The 25105-nt window shown below is 72.7% G+C and carries 18 protein-coding genes; 8 read left to right on the top strand and 10 right to left on the bottom strand.

Going from position 1 to position 25105, the window contains the following annotated elements; all coding sequences use genetic code 11:
- Nucleotides 1-12: 12 nt before the first annotated feature.
- Both ACEZDG_RS12985 and ACEZDG_RS12990 read right to left on the bottom strand, forming a co-directional pair.
- On the bottom strand, nucleotides 13-936 hold the full coding sequence (locus ACEZDG_RS12985) for a hypothetical protein (protein ID WP_380507382.1): 924 nt from the start codon (nucleotides 934-936) through the stop codon (nucleotides 13-15).
- Complete coding sequence (locus ACEZDG_RS12990; protein ID WP_380507385.1) at nucleotides 933-1457, bottom strand: SigE family RNA polymerase sigma factor; 525 nt, start codon at nucleotides 1455-1457, stop codon at nucleotides 933-935. Before ACEZDG_RS12990 ends, ACEZDG_RS12985 begins: the two co-directional genes overlap by 4 nt.
- Nucleotides 1458-1604: 147 nt before the next feature.
- Between ACEZDG_RS12990 and ACEZDG_RS12995 the strand changes: the two genes are divergently transcribed.
- Nucleotides 1605-2693, top strand: coding sequence for a PucR family transcriptional regulator (locus ACEZDG_RS12995; RefSeq protein WP_380507388.1), 1089 nt, complete (start codon nucleotides 1605-1607; stop codon nucleotides 2691-2693).
- Here ACEZDG_RS12995 and ACEZDG_RS13000 read toward each other — a convergent pair.
- From ACEZDG_RS13000 to ACEZDG_RS13010, 3 genes are read right to left on the bottom strand one after another with little or no spacing between them, the layout of a single operon-like run.
- The gene (locus tag ACEZDG_RS13000; protein WP_380507391.1) at nucleotides 2678-7438 is read right to left on the bottom strand and encodes a DNA repair ATPase; all 4761 of its coding nucleotides are present in this window, start codon (nucleotides 7436-7438) and stop codon (nucleotides 2678-2680) included. The two genes, ACEZDG_RS12995 and ACEZDG_RS13000, sit on opposite strands and share 16 nt — an antisense overlap.
- A gap of 55 nt (nucleotides 7439-7493) precedes the next feature.
- Entirely contained in the window at nucleotides 7494-9518 is a 2025-nt protein-coding gene (locus ACEZDG_RS13005; RefSeq protein ID WP_380507393.1) for an SPFH domain-containing protein, read from the bottom strand.
- A gap of 55 nt (nucleotides 9519-9573) precedes the next feature.
- A complete protein-coding gene (locus ACEZDG_RS13010) occupies nucleotides 9574-9993 on the bottom strand; it encodes a hypothetical protein (protein ID WP_380507396.1) in 420 nt (139 codons plus the stop codon).
- A 437-nt stretch (nucleotides 9994-10430) separates the two neighbouring features.
- Here ACEZDG_RS13010 and ACEZDG_RS13015 point away from each other — a divergent pair, with 437 nt between their 5' ends.
- Nucleotides 10431-11273, top strand: coding sequence for an arylamine N-acetyltransferase family protein (locus ACEZDG_RS13015; protein ID WP_380507399.1), 843 nt, complete (start codon nucleotides 10431-10433; stop codon nucleotides 11271-11273).
- Nucleotides 11274-11307: 34 nt separating this feature from the next.
- Here the strand turns inward: ACEZDG_RS13015 and ACEZDG_RS13020 are convergent, their stop codons facing one another.
- Both ACEZDG_RS13020 and ACEZDG_RS13025 read right to left on the bottom strand, forming a co-directional pair.
- Nucleotides 11308-11949, bottom strand: a complete 642-nt coding sequence (locus ACEZDG_RS13020) for an alpha-ketoglutarate-dependent dioxygenase AlkB (protein ID WP_380507402.1) — start codon at nucleotides 11947-11949, stop codon at nucleotides 11308-11310.
- A gap of 37 nt (nucleotides 11950-11986) precedes the next feature.
- Complete coding sequence (locus ACEZDG_RS13025; protein WP_380507405.1) at nucleotides 11987-13126, bottom strand: epoxide hydrolase family protein; 1140 nt, start codon at nucleotides 13124-13126, stop codon at nucleotides 11987-11989.
- Nucleotides 13127-13189: 63 nt separating this feature from the next.
- Between ACEZDG_RS13025 and ACEZDG_RS13030 the strand changes: the two genes are divergently transcribed.
- Entirely contained in the window at nucleotides 13190-14155 is a 966-nt protein-coding gene (locus ACEZDG_RS13030) for a helix-turn-helix transcriptional regulator (protein WP_380507408.1), read from the top strand.
- Here the strand turns inward: ACEZDG_RS13030 and ACEZDG_RS13035 are convergent, their stop codons facing one another.
- Complete coding sequence (locus ACEZDG_RS13035; RefSeq protein ID WP_380507411.1) at nucleotides 14156-15262, bottom strand: calcium:proton antiporter; 1107 nt, start codon at nucleotides 15260-15262, stop codon at nucleotides 14156-14158.
- Between the two features lie 44 nt (nucleotides 15263-15306).
- Nucleotides 15307-16764, bottom strand: coding sequence for an MFS transporter (locus ACEZDG_RS13040; RefSeq protein ID WP_380507414.1), 1458 nt, complete (start codon nucleotides 16762-16764; stop codon nucleotides 15307-15309).
- Between the two features lie 89 nt (nucleotides 16765-16853).
- Between ACEZDG_RS13040 and ACEZDG_RS13045 the strand changes: the two genes are divergently transcribed.
- From ACEZDG_RS13045 to ACEZDG_RS13060, 4 genes are all read left to right on the top strand, one after another.
- Complete coding sequence (locus ACEZDG_RS13045) at nucleotides 16854-17855, top strand: helix-turn-helix transcriptional regulator (RefSeq protein WP_380507417.1); 1002 nt, start codon at nucleotides 16854-16856, stop codon at nucleotides 17853-17855.
- A 96-nt stretch (nucleotides 17856-17951) separates the two neighbouring features.
- Nucleotides 17952-19934 (top strand): APC family permease, encoded by a 1983-nt coding sequence (locus ACEZDG_RS13050; protein WP_380507420.1) that lies wholly within the window; start codon nucleotides 17952-17954, stop codon nucleotides 19932-19934.
- Between the two features lie 247 nt (nucleotides 19935-20181).
- Nucleotides 20182-21198: a PP2C family protein-serine/threonine phosphatase gene (locus tag ACEZDG_RS13055; protein ID WP_380508520.1), complete on the top strand. Its 1017-nt coding sequence runs from the start codon at nucleotides 20182-20184 to the stop codon at nucleotides 21196-21198.
- Between the two features lie 247 nt (nucleotides 21199-21445).
- Entirely contained in the window at nucleotides 21446-23290 is a 1845-nt protein-coding gene (locus ACEZDG_RS13060) for a cellulase family glycosylhydrolase (RefSeq protein ID WP_449341731.1), read from the top strand.
- A 100-nt stretch (nucleotides 23291-23390) separates the two neighbouring features.
- Here ACEZDG_RS13060 and ACEZDG_RS13065 read toward each other — a convergent pair whose 3' ends face one another.
- Nucleotides 23391-23576 (bottom strand): antitoxin, encoded by a 186-nt coding sequence (locus tag ACEZDG_RS13065; RefSeq protein ID WP_380507426.1) that lies wholly within the window; start codon nucleotides 23574-23576, stop codon nucleotides 23391-23393.
- 269 nt (nucleotides 23577-23845) lie between these two features.
- On the opposite strand from ACEZDG_RS13065, the gene ACEZDG_RS13070 reads away from it, so the two are divergent.
- Nucleotides 23846-25063, top strand: a complete 1218-nt coding sequence (locus ACEZDG_RS13070) for a hypothetical protein (protein ID WP_380507429.1) — start codon at nucleotides 23846-23848, stop codon at nucleotides 25061-25063.
- Nucleotides 25064-25105: the final 42 nt, after the last annotated feature.

The raw sequence follows: 25105 nt of genomic DNA on the forward strand, positions 1-25105 counted from the left end.
TTTCGGGTCGGGTCAGTGGAACCAGGTGGTGTCGGTGAGCAGGAGCTTGCCGTGGGCGTCGTAGACCTTGATGGAGCGGTCGGACTGGCCGGGCTTGCGCGCCACGGAGAACCAGCGGACCGGGGAACCGCCGGCGGTGACGATGGCGGGGTGGGAGGTGCTGCCGTCCTGCCAGGTGACGACGACCTTCGCGGCGTCGCTGCCGACCGCTGCCAGCAGGACCGGGGTGGAGCCCATCTCACCGCCCTTGAAGCCGAGCAGGGTGCCTTCCAGGGAGTCGCCGCTGATCTGCCGGGTGCTGGTGAGCGTGGTGCTGCCGGGTGCGGGGCTGGTGTGCACGGAATCGTCCACCAGGCGCTTTCCGTCCAGCGTCAGGTAGAGGTCGACGGTGTCGGTGTCGGGCTGCCAGGAACGGTCGGCGTCGCTCTGGGTGGCCGACGGCAGTTGCGGGATCGCCGCGTGGCGGACCGTGTACATCGCTTGCAGCTGCTGCAGGGCGTGCTGCTGGTCGACGGCCGGCCAGAGGTCGGCCCAGGCCTTCCAGGTCTTGCCGCCGGACGTCCCCTGCGCCAGCAGGACGGTGACCGGCTTCATCGGGTCGCGGGCGGGCGGCGTCGAAGGGGTTCCGGCGGCCGTGCCGGCGCTGTGGCCGGCGGCGGGGGTGCTGGGGGCGGGGGCGCTGGGGGCGACCGCGACCGTGACTCCTCGGGCCGGGCCCGCGGACAGGTCCACGCCCAGGGTGCCGCCGAGGACGGCCGCGGCCGCCACCGTGCCGGCCGCGGCCAGCAGCACCCGCCGCTGCCTGCGCCGACGGCGTCCGCCGCGCAGCACGTCCTGGTACGGGGTGGGGCTGATCTCCATGCTGTAGGCCAGGTCGGACAGGTCCTGCGCGAGTCCGGCGCCGGACGGTCCCTCGGTGCTGCTGTCGGCGTTCATGCCGCTCCTCCCAGTCTGGTGACGCCGGCCGGCAGGAAGACGGCCCGCAGTTTGGCGACGCCCTTGGACGCCTGGCTCTTCACGGTCCCCACCGAGCAGCCCATCGCTGCGGCGACCTGGGACTCGCTGAGGTCCTCCCAGTACCGCAGCACCACCGCCTGCCGCTGCCGGGGCGGCAGCGCGGCGAGGGCGGCGAGCAGCGCCGCCCGGTCGTCGACCCGGCCGAAGCCGCCCTCGGCGGGGCGTTCGGGCACGGCGGTGACCAACTGCTCGCGCAGTCGGCGGCGGAACCGGCGGGCGTGCTCGTTCAGCAGGATCCGGCGGACGTACGCGTCGCGGTCGTCGGCCCGGCTGACCCGCCACCAGGCCACGTAGGACCGTTCCAGGGTGGCCTGGACCAGGTCCTCGGCCGTGTGCCGGTCCCCTGACAGCAGGAACGCCGTCCGCAGCAGTCGCGGCCAGGCGGCCGTGACGAACTGGTGGAACTCGTCGTCCCGTTCGTCGTTCTTCTGGACTCCCATGAGCACCTCCTCGTCCTTAGGGAGTCCATCCGGGCCCGAATCGTTGCCCGGAGGCGGAGACCGGGACGGAGGGTGCCGGTGCGAGGCCGGCTCACTGCAGCGGTTAACCTGGCGCGTCGGCTGGTGGGCTTGGGGGGAAAACGCGTGGTGTCCGCTGGATGGACCGAGGTGCTGGGCGAGGTCGCCGCGACCGGACGGCGGTTGCGGCGCGAGGAGTTGGAGCAGCTGCGGGAGGCCGGCGACCTGGCCGCCGCGACCGGCCAGGGCCTGGCCGAGCTGATAGACGAGCAGTTGGCCGCGACCGGCACGGTCTGGGTCGGACGGACCGTGGACGCCGCGTCGCTGGCCGCCCTGCGCGCCGCCGTGGCCGCGCTGGCCGCCGGGCACGGACGGGCCTACCGGCAGCGGCTGCACCAGGAGGAGGCGTCCCGGCGGGAGTTCCTGGCCGATCTGCTGAGCAGCCGCAGCGACCAGGGCCGACTGGCTGAGCACGCGGAGCGGTTCGGGCTCAATCTGGCCTGCGGGCATGTGGTCGCGGTCGCCGAGGGCGACGGCTACGACCTGGAGGACCCGCTGGTGCGCGGGGTGGAGCGGCAGTTGCTCGGCCGCTTCGGCGACCAGGAGGTGCTGCTCGCGGTGAAGCACGGGCGGCTGGTCTGCATCGTCCCCAGCGGTCCCGGCGAGGCCCCGGCGGTGCAGGCGTTCGCGGCGCTGACCGAGGGGCGCCGGGTGGTGGTCGGCCGGCCCCACAGCGGCCCCGGCGGGGTGGTCCGCTCGTACGAGGAGGCCAGGAACGCGCTGGAGCAGGCGAACCGGCTGAACCTGCCGGGGCGGCTGCTGCGGGCGGCGGACCTGCTGGTGCTGCCGGTGCTGCTGCGGGACCGGGAGGCGCTGGAGGACCTGGTGCACGGCGTGCTCGGCCCGCTGGTCACCGCCAGGGGCGGCGCGAAGCCGCTGCTGGAGACGCTGGCCGCGTACGCCGAGTCCCGCTATGTCGCGGCGGAGGCGGCCAGGCGGCTGGGGCTGAGCGTCCGGGCGCTGTCGTACCGGCTGGAGCGGATCGCCCAGCTGAGCGGGCTCGACCCGGACGACGCGCTGCAGCGCTACACCCTGGAGACGGCGGCGCTGGGCGCCCGGCTGATGGGCTGGCCAACGCCGTCACCGTCACCCACACCGACGTCAACGCCGTCACCGTCACCCACACCGACGCCCGCGCCGGGTCAGGGCGCGGCGTAGTCGGCGGTGAGGGCGGCCCAGCGTCGTTGCTGATCCGGCGTCATCCTCCCCCGCAACAGGGCGAGTTTGTGCAGGTTGGCCTCCGCCGCCGCGCCCAGGGTCTGCGCCTCGGCCAGGTAGTGGTCGTCCACCAGCGCCTCCAGTTCGGCGTCGTCGAGTATCGGGTCGACCCGGGCGGCGAGGGCGGCCATGGTCCGGTAGGAGCCCTGGAGCAGGAACGGCGGCTCGGTGCGGCTGCTGTCCTGCTGGGCGGCGGAGGCGATGTAGGCGCGGTTCACCGCGAGCACGGTCTGCTGGATCCGGCGCAGCCGGGTGAGCACGGCCAGGGTCCGGTCCAGGTCGGGCAGCGGACGGGAGAGCTGGTCGGCCTGGGCGGCGGGGTCGCCGGAGGCGATCCGGACCAGCAGCCTGAGGTCCGCCGGGTCGCCCCCGGCGAGCGGGGCCAGCACCGGGTTGGCGGCGAGCGCGTTCTCCAGGAAGCTCAGCGCGAACAGCTCCTCCCGGCCGGTGAGCACCTCGCCGAGGTTCCACACGTCGGCGCGGTTGGCCAGCATGTCCGGGATCTGGAACCGGCTGCCTGAGCCGGTGTAGGGGTTGCCGGACAGGCAGACGGCGAACCGGCGTCCGCGCAGGTCGAAGCTGCGGGCGACGCCGTCGCTGACGGCCTCGATCCGGCGCTGGGCGTCGCAGAGCGGGATGAACTTCTGCAGCAGTTCCGGCGAGAGGTGCTGGATGTCGTCGATGTGCAGCAGCACGTTGCTGCCGGCCTCCAGTGCGAAGACGATCTGCTCCAGCTCGCGGCTGGCGGCGGCGTCCGGGGCCCGGTCCGGGTCGAGCGAGGTGGTGCCGGTGCCGAGGGCCGGGCCGTCGACGTGCACCATCAGCAGTCCGAGCCGGTCGGCGACGTATTCGAGCAGGGTGGTCTTGCCGTAGCCGGGCGGGGAGAGCAGGAGCAGCAGGCCGCTGCGGTCGGGGGTGCGCGAGTCGGCGGCGCCGAGCTGCTTGGCCAGGTTGTCGCCGATCAGCGGCAGGTAGACCTCGTTGATCAGCTGGTTCCGGACGAATCCGGCCAGCGGACGGGGACGGTACTCGTCCAGGCGGAGCCGGGAGCGCTCGGCCTCCAGGGCCACCGCGCGCTGTCGCTGGAAGGCGCGGTGGGCCGGAACCCGGAGTTCCCGGAACTCCTGAGCCCGGAGCGGCAGTTCGTCGATGCGGACGGTGAGCCTGCCGTCCTGGATCCGGGGGTGGTGGCCGAGCAGGCCCTCGACCGTCTCGGCCAGCGGGGCGGTCAGCTCGTAGCGGGGCAGCTCGGGGGCGCAGAGCAGGGCGGTGGCCTCGGCCAGGTCGTCCGGGCCGGTGGTGGTGGCCTGGGCGTAGGAGCCGAGCCAGGCGGTGGCGAGCTGGTGCCGGGCGGCCAGGTCGGGGCCCAGGTCCCTTAGGTCGTCGGTGAGTTGGGAGCTGCCTAGGGTGTGCTGGAACTTGTCGACCAGGGTGCGGGCGGCGGCGCTGCCGGCGAAGCCCTGCGGTGCCGCGGCCAGCTCCTCCAGCAGGTAGGCCCCGGCACCGGGACGGGCGGGACAGGCCGGAAGCCCGCGCGACGCGGTGAACGCGCCGACCGCGTCCGACAGTTCGGCGGCGAGGTCGGCCAGCGCCGGGCTGGGACCGAAGGTGCTGCGGGCCAGCGCGAGCGAGCGGGCCCGGCGCTGCCAGCCGGCCCGGGCGGTCTCGTCGGCGCCGTAGGCCCAGAACAGCTGGGCCGCGGCGCGCTGGACGGCGGGGTAGCGCAGCAGCCCGGCCCCGGCGCGCAGCCGCAGCAGTGCGCCGAGGATCAGCGCCGCGTCCTGGTCGTGCACGCCCCGCTCGTAGCCCTCGTCGTACGCCCCCTCCGCGGCCCGGCGGACCAGCGGCAGCAGCGGTTCGCCGGGGGCGACGTCCAGCAGCGAGGAGTCCAACAGCGAGGAGTCCAGCGCCGAGGCGTCGAGCAGCGAGGCGGCCAGGTACTCGGAGCGGTAGAGCTCCGGGGACTCGCTGACCAGCGGCTGGTTCCAGAACGGTCGCCCGGCGAGCAGTCCGGGGCTGGTCGCGGCCCGGCGGTAGGCCGTGCCGGTGACGCTGAAGACCAAGCCCTCGCCGTCCCGGTCCGGGAGCAGGGCCAGTTCCAGCGGCTCCCGGCGCACGGCGAAGCGGTGCCGGCCGAGCCGTACGGTGGCGCCGCCGTCGGCGGAGAGGTCGGCCTGGTCGCGCAGGGCCCGGACCGCCGACTGCGCGGCGGCGGTGAGTCCGTCCTCCAGCTCGGCCGCTCGGACCGGGTCCGCGAGTTCGCGCAGTTCGGCGGCGGCGGCGCGGACCCGCAGCGCCATCGGGTCGGCGGCGAGGGCGGTGTGCACCTCCGCCGGGTCCCGCAGCCCGGCCAGCCGGCGGCCGAGGGCGGTGAGCGCCCTGGCGGCCGAGGCGGCGAGCCGGTCGGCGCGGGCGGCGGCCTGGTCCAGCAGGGTCTGCCGACGGGCGGCGAAGACCTGGTGCACCTCCTCCCGACGGACCGTCAACTGCTCGGCCAGGTCCTCGGCCTCGGCGAAGCGGGCGTCCAGGCCGTCCAGCCGGAGCAGCAGCCTGGCCAGCTGGTCGTCGGCCCCGGCGGGGGTGTCGGCGGCGGCCAGGGCGGCGGTCGTGGCCTGGGCCAGCAGCGCGGACTCGGCGGCGAACCCGGCCCGGTGCTCGCTGTCCAGCAGGGTGCGGCGGCGTCCGTCCAGGATCGCCCGGGCCCGGTTGACGGCGGCCAGCACCTCGCCGATGGCGAGCAGTACCGCGGTCGCCGCGGCGGCGGCCCCGGGGTCCGCCGGTTCGGTCAGGGTGCCGGTGACCAGGTCGGTGACCCCGGCCAGGGCGTCGGCCTGCTCGGCCAGCCGGTCGGCGAGCCGGGTGGCCGCGGCGGCGGTGTCCACGGCGGCGGCCTCGTCGGCGGCGGCCCTGGCGGCGGCGAGCGGTGCCGCGAAGGCGTCCGCGCCGGGGTCGGAGAGGTAGGCCAGGGCCCGAGTGGTGGCCGAACCGAGCTCCCCCGCGAGGGTGACCTCGACCGCCTCCAGCGCCACCGGGTCCAGCTGCGGCAGTTCGCGCAGCAGGCTGGTCCGGCCCTGGGCCCGGCGCAGCTCGGTGAGCAGTTCGGTCCAGCCGTCGGCGCTGCTGGGGGGCTCGCCCTGGGAGCGGCGGAGCAGCGCCGCGGCCTGCTCCCCGGCCTCGGCGACGGCTGCGGCGGCGCGGGCGGCGAGGGCGCCGATCCGGGCCTGTTCGGCGCCCATCTGCTCTGCGGCGGACCGGAGTTCGGCCAGCGGTTCGAGCAGTCCGGTGTCGGCCAGCCAGTGGTGCCGGTCGACGGCCTTGGCACAGACCTCCAGCAGCACCCCGTCCAGCACCGCCCCGCCGGCCGAGGCAGCCCCGGCGTCCGACGCGGCCCCGGCGGCAGCCTCGGCGGTGCGGACCACGTCCAGGCAGTCGGCGATGCCGCGCACCAGGTCGGCGTTGCCGATGCGTTCCAGCGGCCCGCTGCCGACCGGCTGGGCGGCGGCGTACTCGGCGGTGCTGAAGGGCGTGCGCCAGAGCTGCACGTCGTGGCTGCGCACCGGCTCCTGCGCGGGCTTGAGCAGCACCAGCGCGCCGTCCGCGAGCAGCGCGTGCCCCGCACCGTAGAGCGGTGCGGCGGCCTCCCGGCGCAGGGTGTTCCAGGGCAGCAGCAGTACCTGGGAGCGGCCGGGGCGGCGCAGTACGTAGAGCAGGTCCTCGCCGTTGGGCGAGGCGACCACGGCGTCGAAGCGCAGCCCGGAGGTCTCGGTGCGGAAGCCGCGGTGGGTGCCGTCGGCGAGTTCGTAGCCGCCGGGGAAGATCAGGCCCTGCTCGGCGGGCAGCAGCCGGCAGCCCTGGGCCAGCGTGTCCCGGCGGCGGACCGCGCCGGTGCGGGTGTTGACGACCAGGTAGCGGTCTTCCGCCTCGTTGTAGGGACGGACCCGGAGCAGCAGCAGCGGCGTCAGCGGCGCGTAGGCGATCTCGGCGTCGGCGAGGCTCTGCAGCGGCTCGTCCACCGGCTCCTGGTGCAGCAGCCGGCCGTCGGCGGCCTGGACCGTGAGCCGGCCCCCGGTGGTGGCCACCGTGATGCCCTCGGGGCCGGTCAGCACCCGGTTGTCGCGGTACTGCTCGCGGTCGGTCAGGGTCCAGTCGAGCTGTTCGAAGGCCGGCGGCCGGGGCAGGTCCCGCTCGCCGTAGTTGTCCAGGTAGCTGACCTGACCGTCCGTCACCTGCCAGCGCAGCACCCGGAGATCGGACCCGGCCGGGTCGGTGGCGAAGACCGCCAGCAGCCGCCCGGCGGCGGTCCGGCAGAGGTCCACCAGCCGGGCGTCCCGGTAGTAGCGCAGCAGCTCGGCCAGGTCGTGCTGGAACCGCTCGTCGTCCAGCAGGCCCGGGACGGCGGCCGGTTCGACCGGCTCGCCGTCCGGGGTGTGCAGCGAGAGCAGACCCTCGGCCAGGGTCGGCGCGGACGTCCCCAGCAGCAGGACGCCGGGCCGTACCACCACGATCCCGCAGGTCAGCGCCTCGCTTGCGGTACGCAGCCGGACGGATCCGGCCAGTTCCAGCGGGGCGGCGCCGAAGACCTGCTGCCGCCGGGCGTTCAGTGCGGCGACCCGCCGCCCCAACTCGGCGGCCCGGTCGGCGAGCCGGGCCCGCAGTACCTGGTAGGTGCCGTCCTCGACGCCCATGGCTGTTCCGACTCCTCGTTCAGTGCGGGTTCTGGTAACGCGTGTTGTGGCAGGGCTACTTGGAGGTGCCGTTGAGCAGCGGGGCGGCGATGTCCCCGGCGGGCGCGTCGGCTCCGCCGTGCAGCAGCCGCTGCAGTGCCAGCAGGTTCATCGGGCCGCCCTTGCCCAGCGCGGCCAGCACCTCGGTGGCGTCGGTGCCGAAGCTCCGCTCCCCGTTCAGCCACTCGGCGCCGAGCGCCTGCAGGGTGTCCGAGCTCTGGACTGCCCCGTCGATGCCCTTGCCGAAGGACACCGCGCCGACCAGCCGCTCCAGGAACATGCTGTCGCCGCCCACGATGTCGATGTCGGCGCTCTCGAGCCCGGCCGCGAGCACCGCGGCCTGCGCCTCGGCCACCTGGCGCTGGACGTCGAGACCGGCCAGCCGGATCTCCTTCTCCGCCGCCAGCCGCATCCGGAACTCCTCGTGGGTGCGGGAGGACTCGTCCAGCGCGGCCATCGCCGCCGCCTTCTCCTTGAGGCCCGCCGCCTCGCCGAGCAGCCGCTCCCTGATCCCGGCGGCGTCCGCGATCCCCTTCTGCTCGGCGACCGCGGCCTCGGCCATGCCGACCTTCTGGATGCCCTCGGCCTTCCGGCTCAACCCCTCGGCCTCGGCCTCCAACCGGGCCCGGATCCCGACCGCGTCGGCCAGCGCCTGACGCTCCGACACCTCGGCCGCCGCCAGTCCGGCCGCACCCGCGGTGGCCCGCGCGCCCTCGGCCAGCCGCACCGCGGCGTTCGCCTCCAGCTCGGCGCTCTGCTGCCCGGCCTCGGCCAGCACCAGCTGCTCCCTGGCCCGGAAGTGCGCGGACTGCTCCGCCGCCTCGGCCGCCTTGATGTCCTTGACCAGCGACTCCTGCGCCTCCGCCTCGGCGGCGATGACCACCGCCTGCCGGGTGCGCTCGGCCTCCTGGACCACCCGGACCCGCTTGATCTCCTCCTCCTGCTCGGCGACGGTGCGGTCCACGGCGACCCGCTCGCGGACCACCTCGGCGACGCCCCGGCGCTCCACCTCCAGCTGCTTGTCCTTGCCGGCCCGGGAGAGCTCGACCTCGCGTTCCCGGTTCACCACCTCGAGCAACCGGTCCTTCTCGATCCGCTCGGTCTCGATCGCGATCACCCGCTCGCGGTTCTTCTCGGCCACCGCGATCTCCCGCTGCTGGTTCTCCCGCTGCACACCGAGCAGTTCCTCGGTGCGCAGCAGCGCGCTGTGCGCCTTGAGCCGCTCCTCCTCCTGGACCTGGGAGGTGGTGGACTCCTCCTTGGCCCGCAGCGTGTCGACCTCGCGGCGCTGCCGGATCTCCGCCTCGGAGCGGCGGCGCTCCAGTTCCAGGACGGCCTCGCGGGCGTCCACGTTCTGCCGGGTGATCTCCTTCTCCTCGTTGCGCTGGAAGTCGTTGGTGCGGATGTGCTCCAGCGCGGTCAGCTCGGTGATCTTGCGGATGCCCTGGGCGTCCAGGATGTTCGCCGGGTCCAGCTGGACCAGCGGGGTCTGCTCCAGGTGGTCGATCGCCGCGTCCTCCAGGTGGTAGCCGTTGAGGTCGGTGCCGATGGCGCCGATGATCCGGTCCCGGAACTCCTCGCGCTTGGTGTAGAGCTCGACGAAGTCCAGCTGCTTGCCCACGGTCCGCAGCGCCTCGGCGAACTTGGCGGCGAACAGGGTCTGCATCGTCTCCTGGTGGCTGGCCCGGTCGGTGCCGATGGCCTGGGCGACCTTGATGACGTCCTCGGCGGTCTTGTTGACCCGGACGAAGAAGGTGATCTGGATGTCGGCCCTGATGTTGTCCTGGCAGATCAGGCCCTCGCGGCCGGTGCGGGTGATCTCGATCGTCTTCACCGAGATGTCCATCACCTCGGAACGGTGCAGCACCGGGATCACCAGCGCGCCGGTGAAGGTGACCTCGACGTGCTTGGGTTTGGAGACGATCAGGGCCTCGCCCTGGGTGACCTTGCGGAACAGGCGGCCGAAGAGCAGCAGCGTGCCCAGGCCGATGAGCAGGAGGACGGCGACGAGCACGCCGATTCCGATCGTGACAACAGACATGGCTGGTCCTTCTCCGGACTGGTGCGAGCGAGCGGTACGAGAATGTGAGGGTGTCTCAGAGCAGGGCAGGGAGGTCCGGGATGACCCGGAAGAACTCGCCCTCGGCGTCGTAGTCGTAGATCAGGGCGTACGCGCCCGAGGTCAGCACGCTGCCCGCGCCGGTGGCGTCGTCCGCGCTCTGCCTGACCTGCACCACGGCGGAGGACCCGTCCTCGGCGCGGACCTCGGCCTGGCCGAAGTCGGGGCCGACCCGGCCGGTGCGGATGACGCACCCCCGGCCGACGAAGTCCAGCCGGGACGGCGGCGGCGCGGGGGCCGGCATCAGCCGCCGAAGCGGCCAGGCCAGCACCCGTGCCCCCAGCCATCCCCCGACCAGTGCCGCCGGCAGCAGGACGCCCCCGTGCCTGCCGTCCAGCAGCACCGTTCCGGCCAGCGCGCTGAACCAGGCGAAGGCGATCAGCAGTGACACCGCCACTGTGACCGGGACTCCGCCGAGGCCCAGCGTGCGCTGCAGTCCCCCGTGACCGTGCCGGCCGCCGTGACGGGTACCTCCCCCGTGGCCCTGGTGTCCCCCACCGTGTCCCCCGCCGTGGAGGTGGACTCCCCCGATGAGCACCAGGCCCCAGTACCCGACGACCACCACGAGAGCGAAGCTGAAGACTGCGGTGGGAAAGCCCGTCACCACCCCGATGAAGCCGCCCACCGTGCCCCAACTCCGCCCCTGCAGTGACCGGTACGACCACCACGGCCGTACCTGGCCGAGGGACAGATTGACAGCGCGGGGCGGCGGGTCGCACTGCATGATCCCGGCAATCTTGACGGGTTCTTGACGTCCGGGATCACACCTCCGCCGGAACCGGTACCGGTCGGTTCCCGTCCACTTCAGCGCGTTGCTGTGTGACGATGCACGTCATGACCGACGATCAGGCCGAGTACGACGAGTGGGAGACCGGGACGCTCGATCTGGACGCGTATCTGCGCCGGATCGGCTGGACCGGCGGGCTCCGTCCGGACGGGGCCGTGCTCACCGCGCTGCACCGGGCGCACCTCGCCGCGATCCCGTTCGAGAACCTGGACCTGATGCTGGGTCGCGGGATCCGGGTGGACCTCGGCAGCGTGCAGGCGAAGCTGGTGGGGCAGCGCCGGGGCGGGTACTGCTTCGAGCACGGCACCCTGTTCGCGGCGGTGCTGACCCGCGCCGGGTTCCGGGTGCGGCGGCTGCTGGCCAGGACCGGGGACGATCCGCTGCGGCCAAGGGCCCGGTCGCACCTGGTGCTCAAGGTGGCCGGCGAGGGCGGGGAGCAGTGGCTCGCGGACGTCGGCTTCGGGTCGGGGCTGCTGGAGCCGCTGCCGTTCCGGGAGGACGCCCCGCGCAGCCAGGGCGGCTGGACCTACCGCCTGGTCCGGGACGCCGAACCCGACGGCTGGTGGCTGACCGAGCTGCAGAACGGGCAGTGGGCCCGCCTGTACCGGTTCACCGAGGAGCCGCAGCACGCGATCGACGTGGAGGTGGCCAACCACTACGTCGCCACCCACCCGGCCTCGCCCTTCCTCCGCCGCCCGGTGGTGATCCGCAAGGACGACCGGGCCACCCGGGAGTTGCTGGGCCGCCACTTCGCCGTCGTCCGCCCGGACCGGGCCGCCACCAAGCGGGACCTGCCCGACGGCGAAGTGGCCGCAGTGCTGCGGGAGGAGTTCGGCATCGAGCTCTCGCCGGAGGAGGCGGAGGCGGTGGTGCGGAGGATCCCGGCCTGAACGCCTTTGCCGGCTGCTCAGGACCCGCCGCTGCTCAGGACACCCCGCGCGGGCGGAACTGGATGCTGATCCGGGGCCCGACCGGCCGCGCGGTCTTGGGCACCGCGTGGTCCCAGGTCCGCTGGCAGGACCCGCCCATGACCAGCAGGTCGCCGTGCCCGAGCGACAGCCTGACCTGGGCCGGGCCGCCGCCCCTGGGCCGCAGCTGCAGCGCCCGGGGCTCGCCGACCGAGAGGATGGCGACCATGGTGTCGTGGGTCCGGCCCCGGCCGGACCGGTCGCCGTGCCAGGCGACGCTGTCGCGGCCGTCCCGGTAGTAGCAGAGCCCGGACGTCCGGAACGGCCCGCCCGACTCGGCGGCGTAGCGGACGTTCAACGCGGTGCGGGCCCGGGCCAGCAGCGGGTGCGGCAGTTCGGCCTGCTCGCCGTAGTGGGCCAGCAGCCGGGGGACGCCGACCACGCGCTCGTACATCTCGCGTTCCTCGGCGCGCCAGGGGACGGTCTCCGCCAGGTGTTCGAACAGTGCGTCCGGGTCGGGCAGCCAGCCCGGCAGCAGGTCGATCCAGGCGCCGTGGGCGAGGACGGTCCTGCGCACGCCGGAGAGCGCCGGGAGGCCGCCACCGGAGGCCTCCGGCGGCGATTCCGAGAACAGCGAACCCTGGAACACGACTGCCATGTGTTCCAGGGTACGCCTTGTTCGAATAAGTGTTCTATTAGCTGGAGAGCGTGTCGAAGAAGGTCCGGACGTCGGCCACGAAGGCTTCCGGCTGCTCCAGGGCGAGGAAGTTGCCGCCCCGCTCCAGCTCGGTCCAGTGGGTGACGTTGTGGTCCCGCTCGGCGAAACGCCTGATGGCGATGTCGGTGGTCAGGGCGACGGCGACGCCGGTGGGGACGGTGCCGCGCGGCTTGGGGGCCCAGGCAGCCCCGTCGTGGCCGGCCTCGTAGTAGAGGTTGGCCGAGGACCCTGCCGTGCCGGTGAACCAGTAGACGCTGATATTGGTCAGCAGCCGGTCCAGCCCCACCGCGTCCTCGGGCAGCTCGGCCGCGGCATCGGTCCACTCCTTGAACTTCTCCGCGATCCAGGCCGCCTGGCCGACCGGCGAGTCGTGCAGCCCGGCGGCCAGGGTGTGCGGGCGGGTGGACTGGATCGCGACGAAGCCCATGGCGTCCTGCTGGAAGGCCTCCAGCTTGGCCAGCCGCCCCTGCTCGGCCTCGGTCAGACCCTCGAACTCGGCCGGGTCGCCGGAGGGGAAGGTGACCAGGCCGTTGACGTGGACGCCGACCACCTTCTCCGGGGCCAGCCGGCCCATCTCGGCCGCGATCCAGGCCCCGCCGCCGGTGCCCTGCACCCCGTACCGGGCGTAGCCCAGCCGGGCCATCAGCTCGGTGAACGCTCCGGCGATCCGCCCGGTGGTCCAGCCCGCCTCGCCCAGTGGGCCGGAGAAGCCGGTGCCGGGGGTGGAGGTGACGATGACGTGGAAGTCCTGCGCCAGCGGCCCGATCACGTCGGCGAACTGGACGAAGGAGCAGGGCCAGTCGTGCATCAGCAGCAGCGGCAGCGCGTCCGGGTTCTGCGAGCGGACGTGCAGGAAGTGCACGTTCTGCCCGTCGATGGTGGTGGTGAACTGCGGGAACTCGTTCAGCTCGGCCTCGGCCTTGCGCCAGTCGAACCCGTCCGCCCAGTACCCCACCAGGCCCTTGAGGTACCCGGTCGGCACGCCCCGGCTCCACCCGGTGCCGGGGACCTCGCTGCCCCAGCGGGTGCGTGCCAGCCGGTCGTGCAGGTCGTCGAGCTCGGCCTGCGGGACATCGATGCGGAACGGGCGGATCTCGGTGCTCTCCGTGGTCTCCATGAGGAGAACAGTAGGATCGATATAGGCACGGCAGCTTCCTAATGAAGGCGCAGACTGCAGACCATGTTGGATACCTCGGCACGCCTGCTGCGGCTGCTGTCCCTGCTGCAGACCCCCCGCGAATGGCCCGGGTCCGAGCTCGCCGAACGCCTCGGCGTCAGCGGCCGGACCGTGCGCAAGGACATCGACCGGCTGCGCGAGCTCGGCTACCCGGTGGACGCCAGCCGCGGCGCCACCGGCGGCTACCGGCTGGGCGCCGGGGCGTCCATGCCGCCGCTGCTGCTGGACGACGAGGAGGCGGTGGCGGTGGTGATCGCCCTGCGCACCTCCGCCCAGGGGGCCGTCCCCGGCACCGAGGAGACCGGGCTGCGGGCGCTGGCCAAGCTGGAGCAGGTGCTGCCCTCGCGGCTGCGCCGCCGGGTCCGGGCGCTGCAGGCGTACACCGTGGCGGTGCCGGCCGACCGGCCCGGGCCGACCGTCACCGCGGAGCTGCTGACCACGCTCACCGCCGCCTGCCGGGACCGGGAGCGGCTGCGCTTCGACTACCGGAGCCACGACGGCACCGCGACCCGGCGGGTGGTGGAGCCGTACCGGGCGGTGAACTGGGGTCAGCGCTGGTACCTGGTCGGCTGGGACGTGGAACGCGAGGACTGGCGGACCTTCCGGGCCGACCGGATCACGCCCCGTCCGCCGGCCGGCCCCCGGTTCCCCCCGCGCGAGTTCCCCGGCGGGGACGTGGCGGTGTACGTCTCGCAGCGGGTGTCCGGCGCGGCCTGGCGCTACCGGGCCCGGGTGACCGTGCACGCCCCGGCGCAGCAGGTGGTCGAGCGGATCAACCCGGCCGTGGGCACGGTGGAACCGGTGGACCAGCACAGCTGCGTCCTGGACACCGGCGCGGACACGGTGGAGGTGCTGGGGGTGTACCTGGGCATGCTTGGCCTCGACTTCGACGTCACCGAACCACCGGAACTGGTGGCCCACCTGCGGGAACTGACGCTCCGTTACGGACGCTCCACCGCTTCCGAATGATCAGGGGTTGATCGCGAGGAAGACGAAGGCCGCGAGCAGCACCAGGTGCACCCCGCCCTGCAGCCGGGTGGCCCGGCCGGGGACGACGGTCAGGATGCTGACGCAGACGGTGATCGCCAGCAGCACCAGCTGGGTGGAGCCGAGCCCCAACAGCAGCGGGCCCTTCAGCCAGATCGAGGCGACCGCGATCGCCGGGATGGTCAGCCCGATGCTGGCCATCGCCGAGCCGTAGGCCAGGTTGAGGCTGATCTGCACCTGGCGCCGCCGGGAGGCGCGCCCCGCGGCCAGCGTCTCGGGCGCCAGTACCAGCAGGGCGATCACCACGCCGACGAAGGAGGGCGGGAAGCCGACCGCGTCGACGGCGGACTCGATGGTGTGCGACTCGACCTTGGCCAGGCCGACCACGCCGACCAGCGCGACCAGCAGCAGCCCGAGGCTGACCAGGGCGGCCCTGGTGGTGGCGGGCGGCGCGTGGCCGTCCGGGTCGGCCGACCCCCTGCTCTCCACCGGCAGGAAGAAGTCGCGGTGCCGCCCGGTCTGGGTGAACACGAACATCCCGTAGAGGGCCAGCGAGGCCAGTGCCGCGAAGGTCAGCTGGCTGCCGGAGAACTCCGGCCCGCGGGCGCTGGTGGTGAAGGTGGGCAGCACCAGCGCCAGCGCGCTCAGGGTGGCCACGGTCGCCAGCGCGGCGCCGCTGCCCTCCGGGTGGAACCGGGCGGTGCCGCTGCGGATCGCGCCGAGCAGCAGGGACAGTCCGACGATGCCGTTGGTGGTGATCATCACCGCGGCGAAGACGGTGTCCCTGGCCAGCGAGGCGGTCTCCGACTCCGACCCGCCGGAGATCATCAGCGTGACGATCAGCCCCACCTCGATCACCGTCACCGCGACCGCGAGCAGCAGCGACCCGTACGGCTCCCCCACCCGGTGCGCCACCACCTCGGCGTGGTGCACCGCCGCGAGCACCGCGCCGGCCAGCACCAGCGCGATCACCACGGCCAGCCAGGTGTCGATGTGGTGACCCCAGGTCAGCGCCAGGACCAGCAGGGCGACCGGCGGGGCGAGGACCGTCCAGGACAGCAGCGGGGAGCGGCGGCGGGCATCTGACATGGGATCACAGTGACACAGGAGAACGGACAAACAGCCCATTTCGATCAGTGCGAAAGACCTCGCCGACCCTGGACGGCCAGGACCGACACGGCCACCGCGGCCAGGGCGAAGCAGGCTCCGACGAGGAACGCCTCGTGGAACACGCTCGCCCTGGCCGCCAGCACCAGCGCCGGATCACCGTGGGCGGCCCGGGTCAGCGCGGGCACCCGACTGAAGGCGACGGTCGCGGCGACGGCCACCCCGAGCGCCCCGCCCGCCTCCTGACTGGTGCTGATCAGTCCGGCAGCGAGCCCCGACTCGGCCTTACCGACCCCGGCGAACGCCGCCACCTGCAGCGGGACGAAGGACAGCCCGAGCCCGAGGCCGCCGATCAGGAACGCGGGCAGCAGGTCCACCGGGTAGCTGCCGTGCGCCGGTACCCGCCAGAGCAGCAGCATCCCGACCGCGGTCAGCAGCAGGCCCGCCACCAGCACCGGCTTCGCCGCCAGCCTGGTGACCAGCTGGGAGGCGACGCCCGCGCCGACCGAGACGATGACCGCGAGCGGGACGTAGGCCAGTCCGGTCCTGATCGGCGAGTAGCCCAGCACCTGCTGCATGAACAGGCTGGCGAAGAAGAACAGCGTGACCAGCGTGCCGAACAGCAGCACCGCGGTGGCGTTGGCGGCGCGCAGCACCGGGAGCCGGACCACGGCGGACGGGATCAGCGGCGCCTCGGCCCGCCGCTCCACCAGCAGGAAGGCCGCCAGCAGCGCGGCAGCGAGGGCGAAGCCGCCCAGGGTCGGCACCGAGCCCCAGCCCGCTTCGGCGGTCCGGCCCAGGGTGAAGATGGTCAGCACCAGCCCCGCGGTGAGCAGCACGGCCCCGGCCGTGTCGAAGGACCGGCGCCGCTCGGCGGCCCGGCTCTCCGGCACCACGAACGGGGCGAGCAGCGCCGCGGCCACCCCGATCGGCACATTGACGAAGAAGATCCAGCGCCAGCCCGGCCCCTCGGTGAACAGACCGCCCAGCACCACCCCGGCGACCGAGGCGACGCCGCCGACCGCGCCCCACACCCCGAGCGCCCTGGTGCGCTCCGGGCCCTCGGCGAAGGTGTTGGTCAGCAGGCTGAGCGCGGACGGGGCGATGAACGCCGCGCCGAGCCCCTGCAGCCCGCGGGCGGCGACCAGCAGGACCGGGCCCTCGGCCAGGCCGGCCAGCAGCGAGGCCGCCGCGAACAGCAGCAGGCCGGTCCGCAGCATCCGGCGGCGTCCGAAGGTGTCGGCCAGCCGTCCGCCGAGCAGCAGGAAGCCGCCGAGGACGGTGCCGTAGGTGGTGACGACGTACTGCAGGTAGCTCTCGGAGATGCCGAGGCTCTGCTCGATGCTCGGCAGCGCCACGTTCACGATGGACACATCGAGGAAGGTCATGAACCCGGCGACGCAGAGGAAGACCAGGACGAGCCCGGGACGGGCCGCCCCGGCGCCGGGCGCCGGGGCCTTGGACACAGCTGAAGTGGTGGTCATGCGGCCACTCTGGAAGGTTAACTGTCCACCTTCTGGCCAGTTTCCGGAGGAGGATTCCAGGCATGGGAGCCGAGCATGGGAGGTGAGCCGTGAGAGCCGACCGGCTGGTGGCCGCGCTGCTGTTCCTGCAGACCCGCGGCCGGGTGACGGTGGCCGAGGTGGCGGCGGAGCTGGAGGTGTCCGAGCGCACCGCCAGGCGCGACCTGGAGGCGCTGGCCACGGCCGGCATCCCGGTCTACTCGCAGCGCGGGCGGGGCGGTGGCTGGTCGCTGGTGGGCGGGGCCAGGACCGACCTCACCGGGCTGACCGCCGGTGAGATCCGGGCGCTGTTCCTGGTCACCGGCCCTTCCTCGGCCACCACCCCGGAGCTGCGGGTGGCGCTGCGCAAGCTGGTCCGGGCGCTTCCGGCGACACTGCGCTCCGGTGCCGAGGCCGCGTCCAGGGCGGGGGTCGCCGACGGCACCGACTGGTCCGGCTCGCCGGACGCCTCGGCGTCCCCGTACCTCGACGCGCTGCGGCGGGCGGTGCTGGAGCAGACCCAGGTCCGGCTGGGCTACACCCGTCCGGGCCGGCCGCCGAGCGAGCGTACGGTGCACCCGCTCGGCCTCGCCGCCAAGGCGGGCGCCTGGTACCTGGTCGCCGGTACCGCGGACGGCCTGCGGCCGTTCCGGCTGGACCGGGTCACCGCCGTGGCGCCGACCGGGGAGCCGGTGGTCCGCCCGGACGGGTTCGACCTCTCCACCGCCTGGCGCGCCCTGGCCGGCCGGATGGAGGACCGGATGCTCGCGGCCACCGTCCGCGGACGCGTCGAGGTCAGCGCCGAAGCCGTCCTCGAAGGGCTGTTCGGCAGTCGGCTGCGGCTCGGCCGGACGCTCGCCGACGGCTGGGTCGAGATCGAGGTGGACGGCCCGTCGGCGGAGGTGCTGGCGGCGCAGCTGGCCGGCCTCGGCGCCCGGGTCGAGATCCTGGAGCCCCCGGCGGCCCGGGCCCGGCTGGCCGCCCTGGCCGCCGAACTCGCCGCGCTCTACGGGCCGACGCGGGTTCTCCCGGGCGGCGTTAGGGAGTCGCTAAGATCCGAGACGATTCCTTAACGATAGCCCTATTTGTCCGATTATTCGGGGATGCGGTGGGAGCACTCTTGGCTCCGACACACCCGCACTGCGCCTCTCGGATCGGACGACCACGCCATGGAACTGCCGGAAAGCCTCGCCTACCGGGTGAAGCGGCGATTGCTGGGCAAGCCCCTGGTCACCGAGGAGCTCAGCCACGAGAAGCTGTCCAACCCGGTCGCCCTGGGCGTGCTCGCCTCCGACTGCATCTCCTCCTCGGCCTACGGCTCGGAGGCGATGCTGACGATCCTGATCCCGGTCATCGGCATCGCCGCGTTCACCCTGCTGCTGCCGGTCACCCTGGCCATCCTCTGCGTGCTGACGCTGCTCACCCTGTCCTACCGGGACGTGGTGATGGCCTACACCCGGGCCGGCGGCTCCTACGTCGTGGCCAGGGAGAACTTCGGGCCCAACGTCGCCCAGGTCGCCGCCGTGGCGCTGCTGATCGACTACATCGTCACCGTCGCCGTGCAGACCGCCGCCGGGACCACCGCGCTGCTGTCGCTGGTCCACCTGCTCGGCGGGGACGCCTACAACTGGGTGGACCGCTACCAGCTGCCGATCTCGCTGGCCGTGGTGCTGCTGCTCTGCTGGGGCAATCTGCGCGGCATCCGCGAGGCCGGCAAGGCGTTCGCGCTGCCCGCCTACCTCTTCATGGGCGGCATGGGCCTGCTGTTCGCCGTGGCCGGGATCCGGCTGCTCTCCGGCGACCTGCCGCACGCCGACGTCCACGCGAAGGGAGCGCTGGCCCTCGGCGGCGCGGGCAACCACACCAGCCTGCTGATGGGCGCCTCGGTGTTCCTGGTGCTCAAGGCGTTCGCCAACGGCGGCACCTCGCTGACCGGCCTGGAGGCGATCTCCAACGGCGTCAGCGCCTTCCGCAATCCGCAGGGGCCCAACGCCAGGAAGACCCTGGTGGCGATGTCGGTCACGCTGGGCACCCTGGTGCTCGGCGTCTCCGGGCTGGCCTACCTGACCCACTCGCTCCCCTTCGGCTCCGGCAACCCCAGCGTGCTGTCCCAGGAGGCCAGCCTGGTCTTCGGCGGCAGCTGGCTGGGCCAGGCCGGGCTGGTGTTCCTGCAGCTGGCCACCGCGCTGATCCTCTACACCGGCGCCAACACCTCGTTCAACGGCTTCCCGTTCCTCGCCAGCTTCGTCGCCGAGGACTCCTTCCTGCCGCGCCAACTCACCAGGCGCGGACACCGGTTGGCGTTCTCCTCGGGCATCCTCACGCTGACCGCCGTCTCCATGGCGCTGCTGATCGGCACCGACGCCCGGCTGGACAGCCTGCTCGGGCTGTACGCGATCGGCGTCTTCACCGGGTTCTTCATGGCCGGCACCGGCCTGGTCAAGCACCACTGGACCCGCCGCGAACGCGGACGCACCGCGAAACTGATCGTCAACGCGCTGGCGGCGACCGTCTCCCTGGGCATCGTGCTGACCTTCGCGGTCACCAAGTTCACCGAGGGCGCCTGGCTGGTCGTGGTGCTGTTCCCGGTCGGGGTGTGGGCCCTGATCCGGGTCAACCGCCGCTACCGGGAGGAGGCCGAGGCGCTGGCCGCGGCACCGGCCGACACCACCACCCCGCTGTACCGGCGCCAGGTGGTGTACATCCTGGTGGACCGGGTCGACCTGGCCGCGCTCAAGGCGATCCGCTACGCGCGCTCGCTGCGCCCGCAGGAGATCCGCGCCGTGCACTTCATGATCGACAGCCGGGAGGCCGAGAAGCTGGCCGCGCAGTGGACCGACGCCCAGGTCGGCGACCTGCCGCTGGAGATCGTCCAGTGCCCCGACCGCAGGATCACCCGCGCCCTGCTGGAACTGATCCACCGCAGCACCACCGACCGGCGCAGCCAGATCACCCTGCTGATCCCCGAGCGCAACTACTCCCCGGTGCTGGGCCGGCTGCTGCACCGGCGCACCGCCGACCACATCGCCCGCGCCGTGGGCAAGCTGCCGCACGTGGTGGCGACGATCGTGCCCTTCGACGTGGTCGAGGCCCACGAGGAACTGGCCGTCGCCGAGGCCGCCGGGGCCAGGCTCAGCAAAGTCAGCGGCTGACCGCGGCTGACCGCGGCTGACCGCGGCTGACCGCGAAGCCGAAACCGCCGCACGGACCGGCTCCGGGCGGCGGAAAAGCCGGTCGGCGGGCCCCTTCCCCGCTGCCGGTTTCCTGGGAACCGCTTGCCCGCATCCCCACCGGATGCAAGGGTGCGGGTGAGGGAGCCACGTCTCCTGGAACCAGGAGGGGACCGTGGAACCGAAGGGACTGGCCAGGCAGCCGCTTCTGGTCGGGCTGCCCTTCGTCATGATGGCCGCGGTCGCCGCGGTCGACGTGTTCACCGGGCCCGACGCCGGCTACCTCGCCCTGTTCTCGCTCGGCCCCGCGTTCGCCTGCGTCACCGGCTCGATCCGGCGGGCCCTGCTGGTCGGCGTGCTGGGCCTGCTGCTGTGCCTGGGGGTGTCCTGGCACGACAGCCTGCTGGGCACGCACCGGGCTGCGGTGGCCGTGCTGTCCGTGGCCGGCTCGACCGCGGCGGCGGCCCTCGCCGCGACCATCCGCCGCCGGCACGAGCGTGAGCTCGCCGACGTCCGCTCGGTCGCCGAGGCCGCGCAGCGGGTGCTGCTGCGCCCGGTGCCGCTGCGGGCCGGACGGATGCGGATCGCCGTCTCCTACACCTCCGCCGCCGCCTCCGCCCGGATCGGCGGCGACCTGTACGAGGTGGTCCCCACCTCCCGGGGCACCCGGGTGATCGTCGGCGACGTCCAGGGCAAGGGCCTGGAGGCGGTGGAGACCGCCGCGCTCGTGCTCGGCGCCTTCCGCGAGGCCGCGCCGGACGAGAAGACCCTGCAGGAGGTCGGCGACCGGCTGGAACGCTCGCTGAACCGCCGCCTCAGCGGCGAGGAGTTCGTCACCGCGGTGCTGGCCGAGATCGACGCCGACCACACCATGACCCTGCTCAACTACGGCCACCCGGCGCCGCTGATCCTCCGCTCCAACGGCGCCGTCGAGTTCGCCGAACCGGCGCTGACCGCACCCCCGCTCGGCCTGGCCGTCCTGGGCCCGGAGGGCCCGATCCCGCACCAGGTCGAACTGGGCTCGGGCGACCAGATGCTCTTCTACACCGACGGCGTCACCGAGGCCCGCGACAGCGAACGCACCTTCTACCCCCTGGCCGACCGCGCCTTCCTGCTCGACCAGGACGACCCCGACGAGGCCCTGGAAACCCTCCGCCAGGACCTGGTCATGCACACCGGCGGCCCCCTCCACGACGACGCCGCCATGCTCCTCCTCCGCTACCGCGCCGACCCCGCCTCCCTCTGAAGCCCCTCTGAGCCGACGGGCCGTCTCAGCCCGGTATCCAGGCGCACCCGACTGGGAACGCTCCCATCCGGGGCGGGTTCTGACGCTGCGGCATGGGGCGAAGTTGGGCGTAGGCGTTGACGCGTCCATGATCGTCTGGCTTTATGAGTAGCGGCCAGAGCCGGTAACCCCATCTCCCAGCGAACGCATGGGTCTTCGCTGTCGAATTGGGAGCGCTCCCATCAACTCCAAGAAAGGCAGGTGCGACGTGCGCCACCCCCTACGTCGCCTTCGCAGAGCCGTTGTGACAGTCGCCGCCGCAGCGCTGGTCCTGGTCCCGCTCGGGGTCAGCCAGAGCGCCGCCGCGGCAGCGGGTCGGGCCGCAGCCACCCCGGCGGCTGCCCCCGCCGCGGCCGGGTCGGGCTACTGGCACACCAGCGGTCGGCAGATCCTGGACGCCAACAACCAGGCGGTCCGCATCGCCGGGATCAACTGGTTCGGCTTCGAGACCGACAACCACGTGGCCCACGGCCTGTGGTCGCGCGACTACAAGAGCATGATCGACCAGATGAAGTCGCTGGGCTACAACACCATCCGGCTGCCCTACAGCGACGACCTGTTCAAGGGCACCATGCCCGACAGCATCAACTTCTCCTCCGGGATGAACGCCGACCTGCAGGGCCTGAACTCGCTCCAGGTGATGGACAAGATCGTCAACTACGCCGGCACCGACGGCCTGAAGGTCATCCTGGACCGCCACCGCCCGGACTCCAGCGGGCAGTCGGCCCTCTGGTACACCAGCGCGGTCCCGGAGTCGACCTGGATCGCCGACCTCAAGGCCCTGGCCACGCGCTACCTCGGCAACTCCGCCGTGATCGGCATCGACCTGCACAACGAGCCGCACGACCCGGCCTGCTGGGGCTGCGGCGACACCACCATCGACTGGCGGCTCGCGGCCGAGCGCGGCGGCAACGCGGTGCTGTCGGTCAACCCCAACCTGCTGGTCTTCGTCGAGGGCGTGCAGACCTTCAACGGCAACTCCTCCTGGTGGGGCGGCAATCTGCAGGGCGCCGGGCAGTACCCGGTCGTCCTGAGCGTGGCCAACCGAGTGGTCTACTCCCCGCACGACTACGCCACCAGCGTCTCCAGCCAGCCGTGGTTCACCGATCCGACCTTCCCCGCCAATATGCCCGGCATCTGGGACAAGAACTGGGGCTACCTGTTCAACCAGAACATCGCCCCGGTGTGGCTCGGCGAGTTCGGCACCACCCTGCAGTCCACCACCGACCAGACCTGGCTGCGCACCCTGGTGCAGTACCTGCGGCCGACCGCGCAGTACGGCGGCGACAGCTTCTCCTGGACCTTCTGGTCCTGGAACCCGGACTCGGGTGACACCGGCGGCATCCTCAACGACGACTGGACCACGGTCAACACCGCCAAGGACGCCTACCTCGCCACCATCAAGGCCCCCGGCTTCGCCGGTGGCGGCGGAGGCGGCACCGGCGGCGGCGACACCACCCCGCCGACCGCCCCGACCGCGCTGACCGTGACCGGGACGACCGCCAGCACGGCCACGCTCTCCTGGACCGCGTCCACCGACAACACGGCCGTCACCGGCTACCAGGTCTACCGGGCCGGCAGCCAGGTCGGCAGCACCACCGGCGCCACCACCTTCACCGACACCGGCCTCAGCGCGGGCACCGGCTACAGCTACACCGTCCGCGCCGTGGACGCCGCCGGCAATGTCTCGGCGAGTTCCGCGGCGGTCACCGCGACCACGTCCACCACCGGCGGCGGGGGCGGCGGCAACTCCGGCTGCACCGCGACCCTGCATGTCGACAACCAGTGGACCCCCGGTTTCACCGACACGGTCACCGTCAGCAACACCGGCACCGCCGCCACCCACTCCTGGACGGTCACCTGGTCCTGGCCGAACGGGCAGCAGATCAGCAACGCCTGGAACGCGACCGTGCAGCAGACCGGCAGCGGGGTGACCGCGGTGAACCTCTCCTACAACAATGTGATCGCCGTCGCCGGGAACACCACCTTCGGCGTCCAGGGCGCCTGGACCGGCAGCAACGGGGCGCCCGTCCTCAGCTGCACCGCGACCTGACCGACCTGACCCGAGCTCGACCGCGCACACCACGGCGGCCGGTGGCACCCGACACGGGTGCCACCGGCCGCCTCACGCGGGAAGTCGTCATGCAGTCGGTTCAGGTCGGGTCCGCCGGCGGCTTGTCGCCGATCTGGTTGTGGGCCTGCTTCTGGGCCATGTCGACCTGTGAGCTGAACTTGTTGCCCGTCTTGGCGTCGAACATGTCACCGGCCTTCTCGACCGCCTGGTGGGCCTGGTCCTCGTGGCCCTTCAGCATGCCTTTGATCTTGTCGATAACGGACATGAATTCCTCCTTGCGCACTTACGGACACCTCCAGGGTCCGTGCATCCGGGCCCGTCCGCATCCCGGCAGGGCCCGGTCGCCCCCGCAGCACCCCGCTGCATGCCCACGGCACCCCCGCGGCACGCCCACGAACGGGCGAGTGCAGGGCAATCCTCACGCTCCGTGTTCGGATGATTATCCGATCTTGAGTAAACCGAGAGGATCCTGTGGACCACCGCAACGTAGGCACCCGCCCGTCTTCACGCAGACTGTTCCGGACGGCCGCTGCCGTGGCCGTCGCGACCGTGGCCGTCGCGACCCAGATGGCCATGGCAGCCAGCTCAGGGGCGGCCGCGCCCGAGCGTCCCGGCCCTGCGCACTCGCACCAGTCGCACCAGCTGCGGGCCGGCGACGAAACCGGCCAGCACCCGCTGCCGATGACCACCCGCTTCCAGGCGGACATGCACGGGTCGATCACCCGCATCGGCAACACGCTGATGACCTGCGACGAGAAGCAGGCCCCGCTCACCAAGGGGGTCGCTTCCTGCACGGACGCCCGCAAGGGTGTTGGCCAGGGCATCTACAACAACAACTACAAGATGCGCTACATCAACCAGTACCCGGGCAAGTTCCCGCTCCCGCCGTCCGAGGGCGGCGGCTTCGAGACGCTGTACTCCTCCAGCGGCGCGACGCTCAACCTGATCCCCGGCTCCACGGTCAAGTACGCCCGGCTGTACTGGGGCGGCACCCGAGGCCTCGGCAAGACGATCCTGCCGCTGACCCAGGTCGACGGCGTGCTGTTCAAGACCCCGGACGGCAAGCAGTACCACGAGATCAACACCGACCCGTCCTACAAGGACCTCGGCTACATGACCGGGGTCGGCGAGGGCAACGCCCAGGAGCACGGCTACCAGGCCTCGGCCGACGTCACCGACCTGGTCAAGGCCTCCGGCAACGGCAACTACATCGTCGCCGACATGGACTCGGTCGTGGCCGACCACAGCTGGGGCGGCTGGTCCCTGGTGGTGGCGTACGAGAACTGCGACAAGCCCTACCGCAACATCCAGCTCTCCGACGGGTTCCAGATCGAGCTGCCCGACTCGCCGCCGATCGACTCCAAGGTCACCGGCATCAAGGTCCCCGCGACCGGCCAGATCGCCGCGAACCTCGGCTTCATCGCCTACGACGCCGACCGGACCTACGTCGGCGACACGGTCAGCGTGAAGTCCACCAACGGGCCGCGCACCGTCCTCTCCACCAAGGACAAGCCGGCCAATGACTTCATGAACTCCACCATCAGCGAGTCCATCCCCAGCGACGAGTTCGTCCGCAGCCCGAACTACGTCAACCAGCTGGGCTACGACTCGGACCGGATCGACATCTCCAAGCTGCTGCGCCCCGGTGACACCGACCTGGACTTCACCTTCGACACCAAGAAGGACGGTTACCAGGTCGGCGCGATCTTCTCCTGGGTCAACCTGGACGACAGCGGCGAGACCAATACCTGAGTCGCTGACCTGCAACGATTCCGCGCCCGCGGTACCGGTCGC

The sequence above is a fragment of the Streptacidiphilus alkalitolerans genome (assembly GCF_042511045.1).
Classification (GTDB): domain Bacteria; phylum Actinomycetota; class Actinomycetes; order Streptomycetales; family Streptomycetaceae; genus Streptacidiphilus; species Streptacidiphilus alkalitolerans.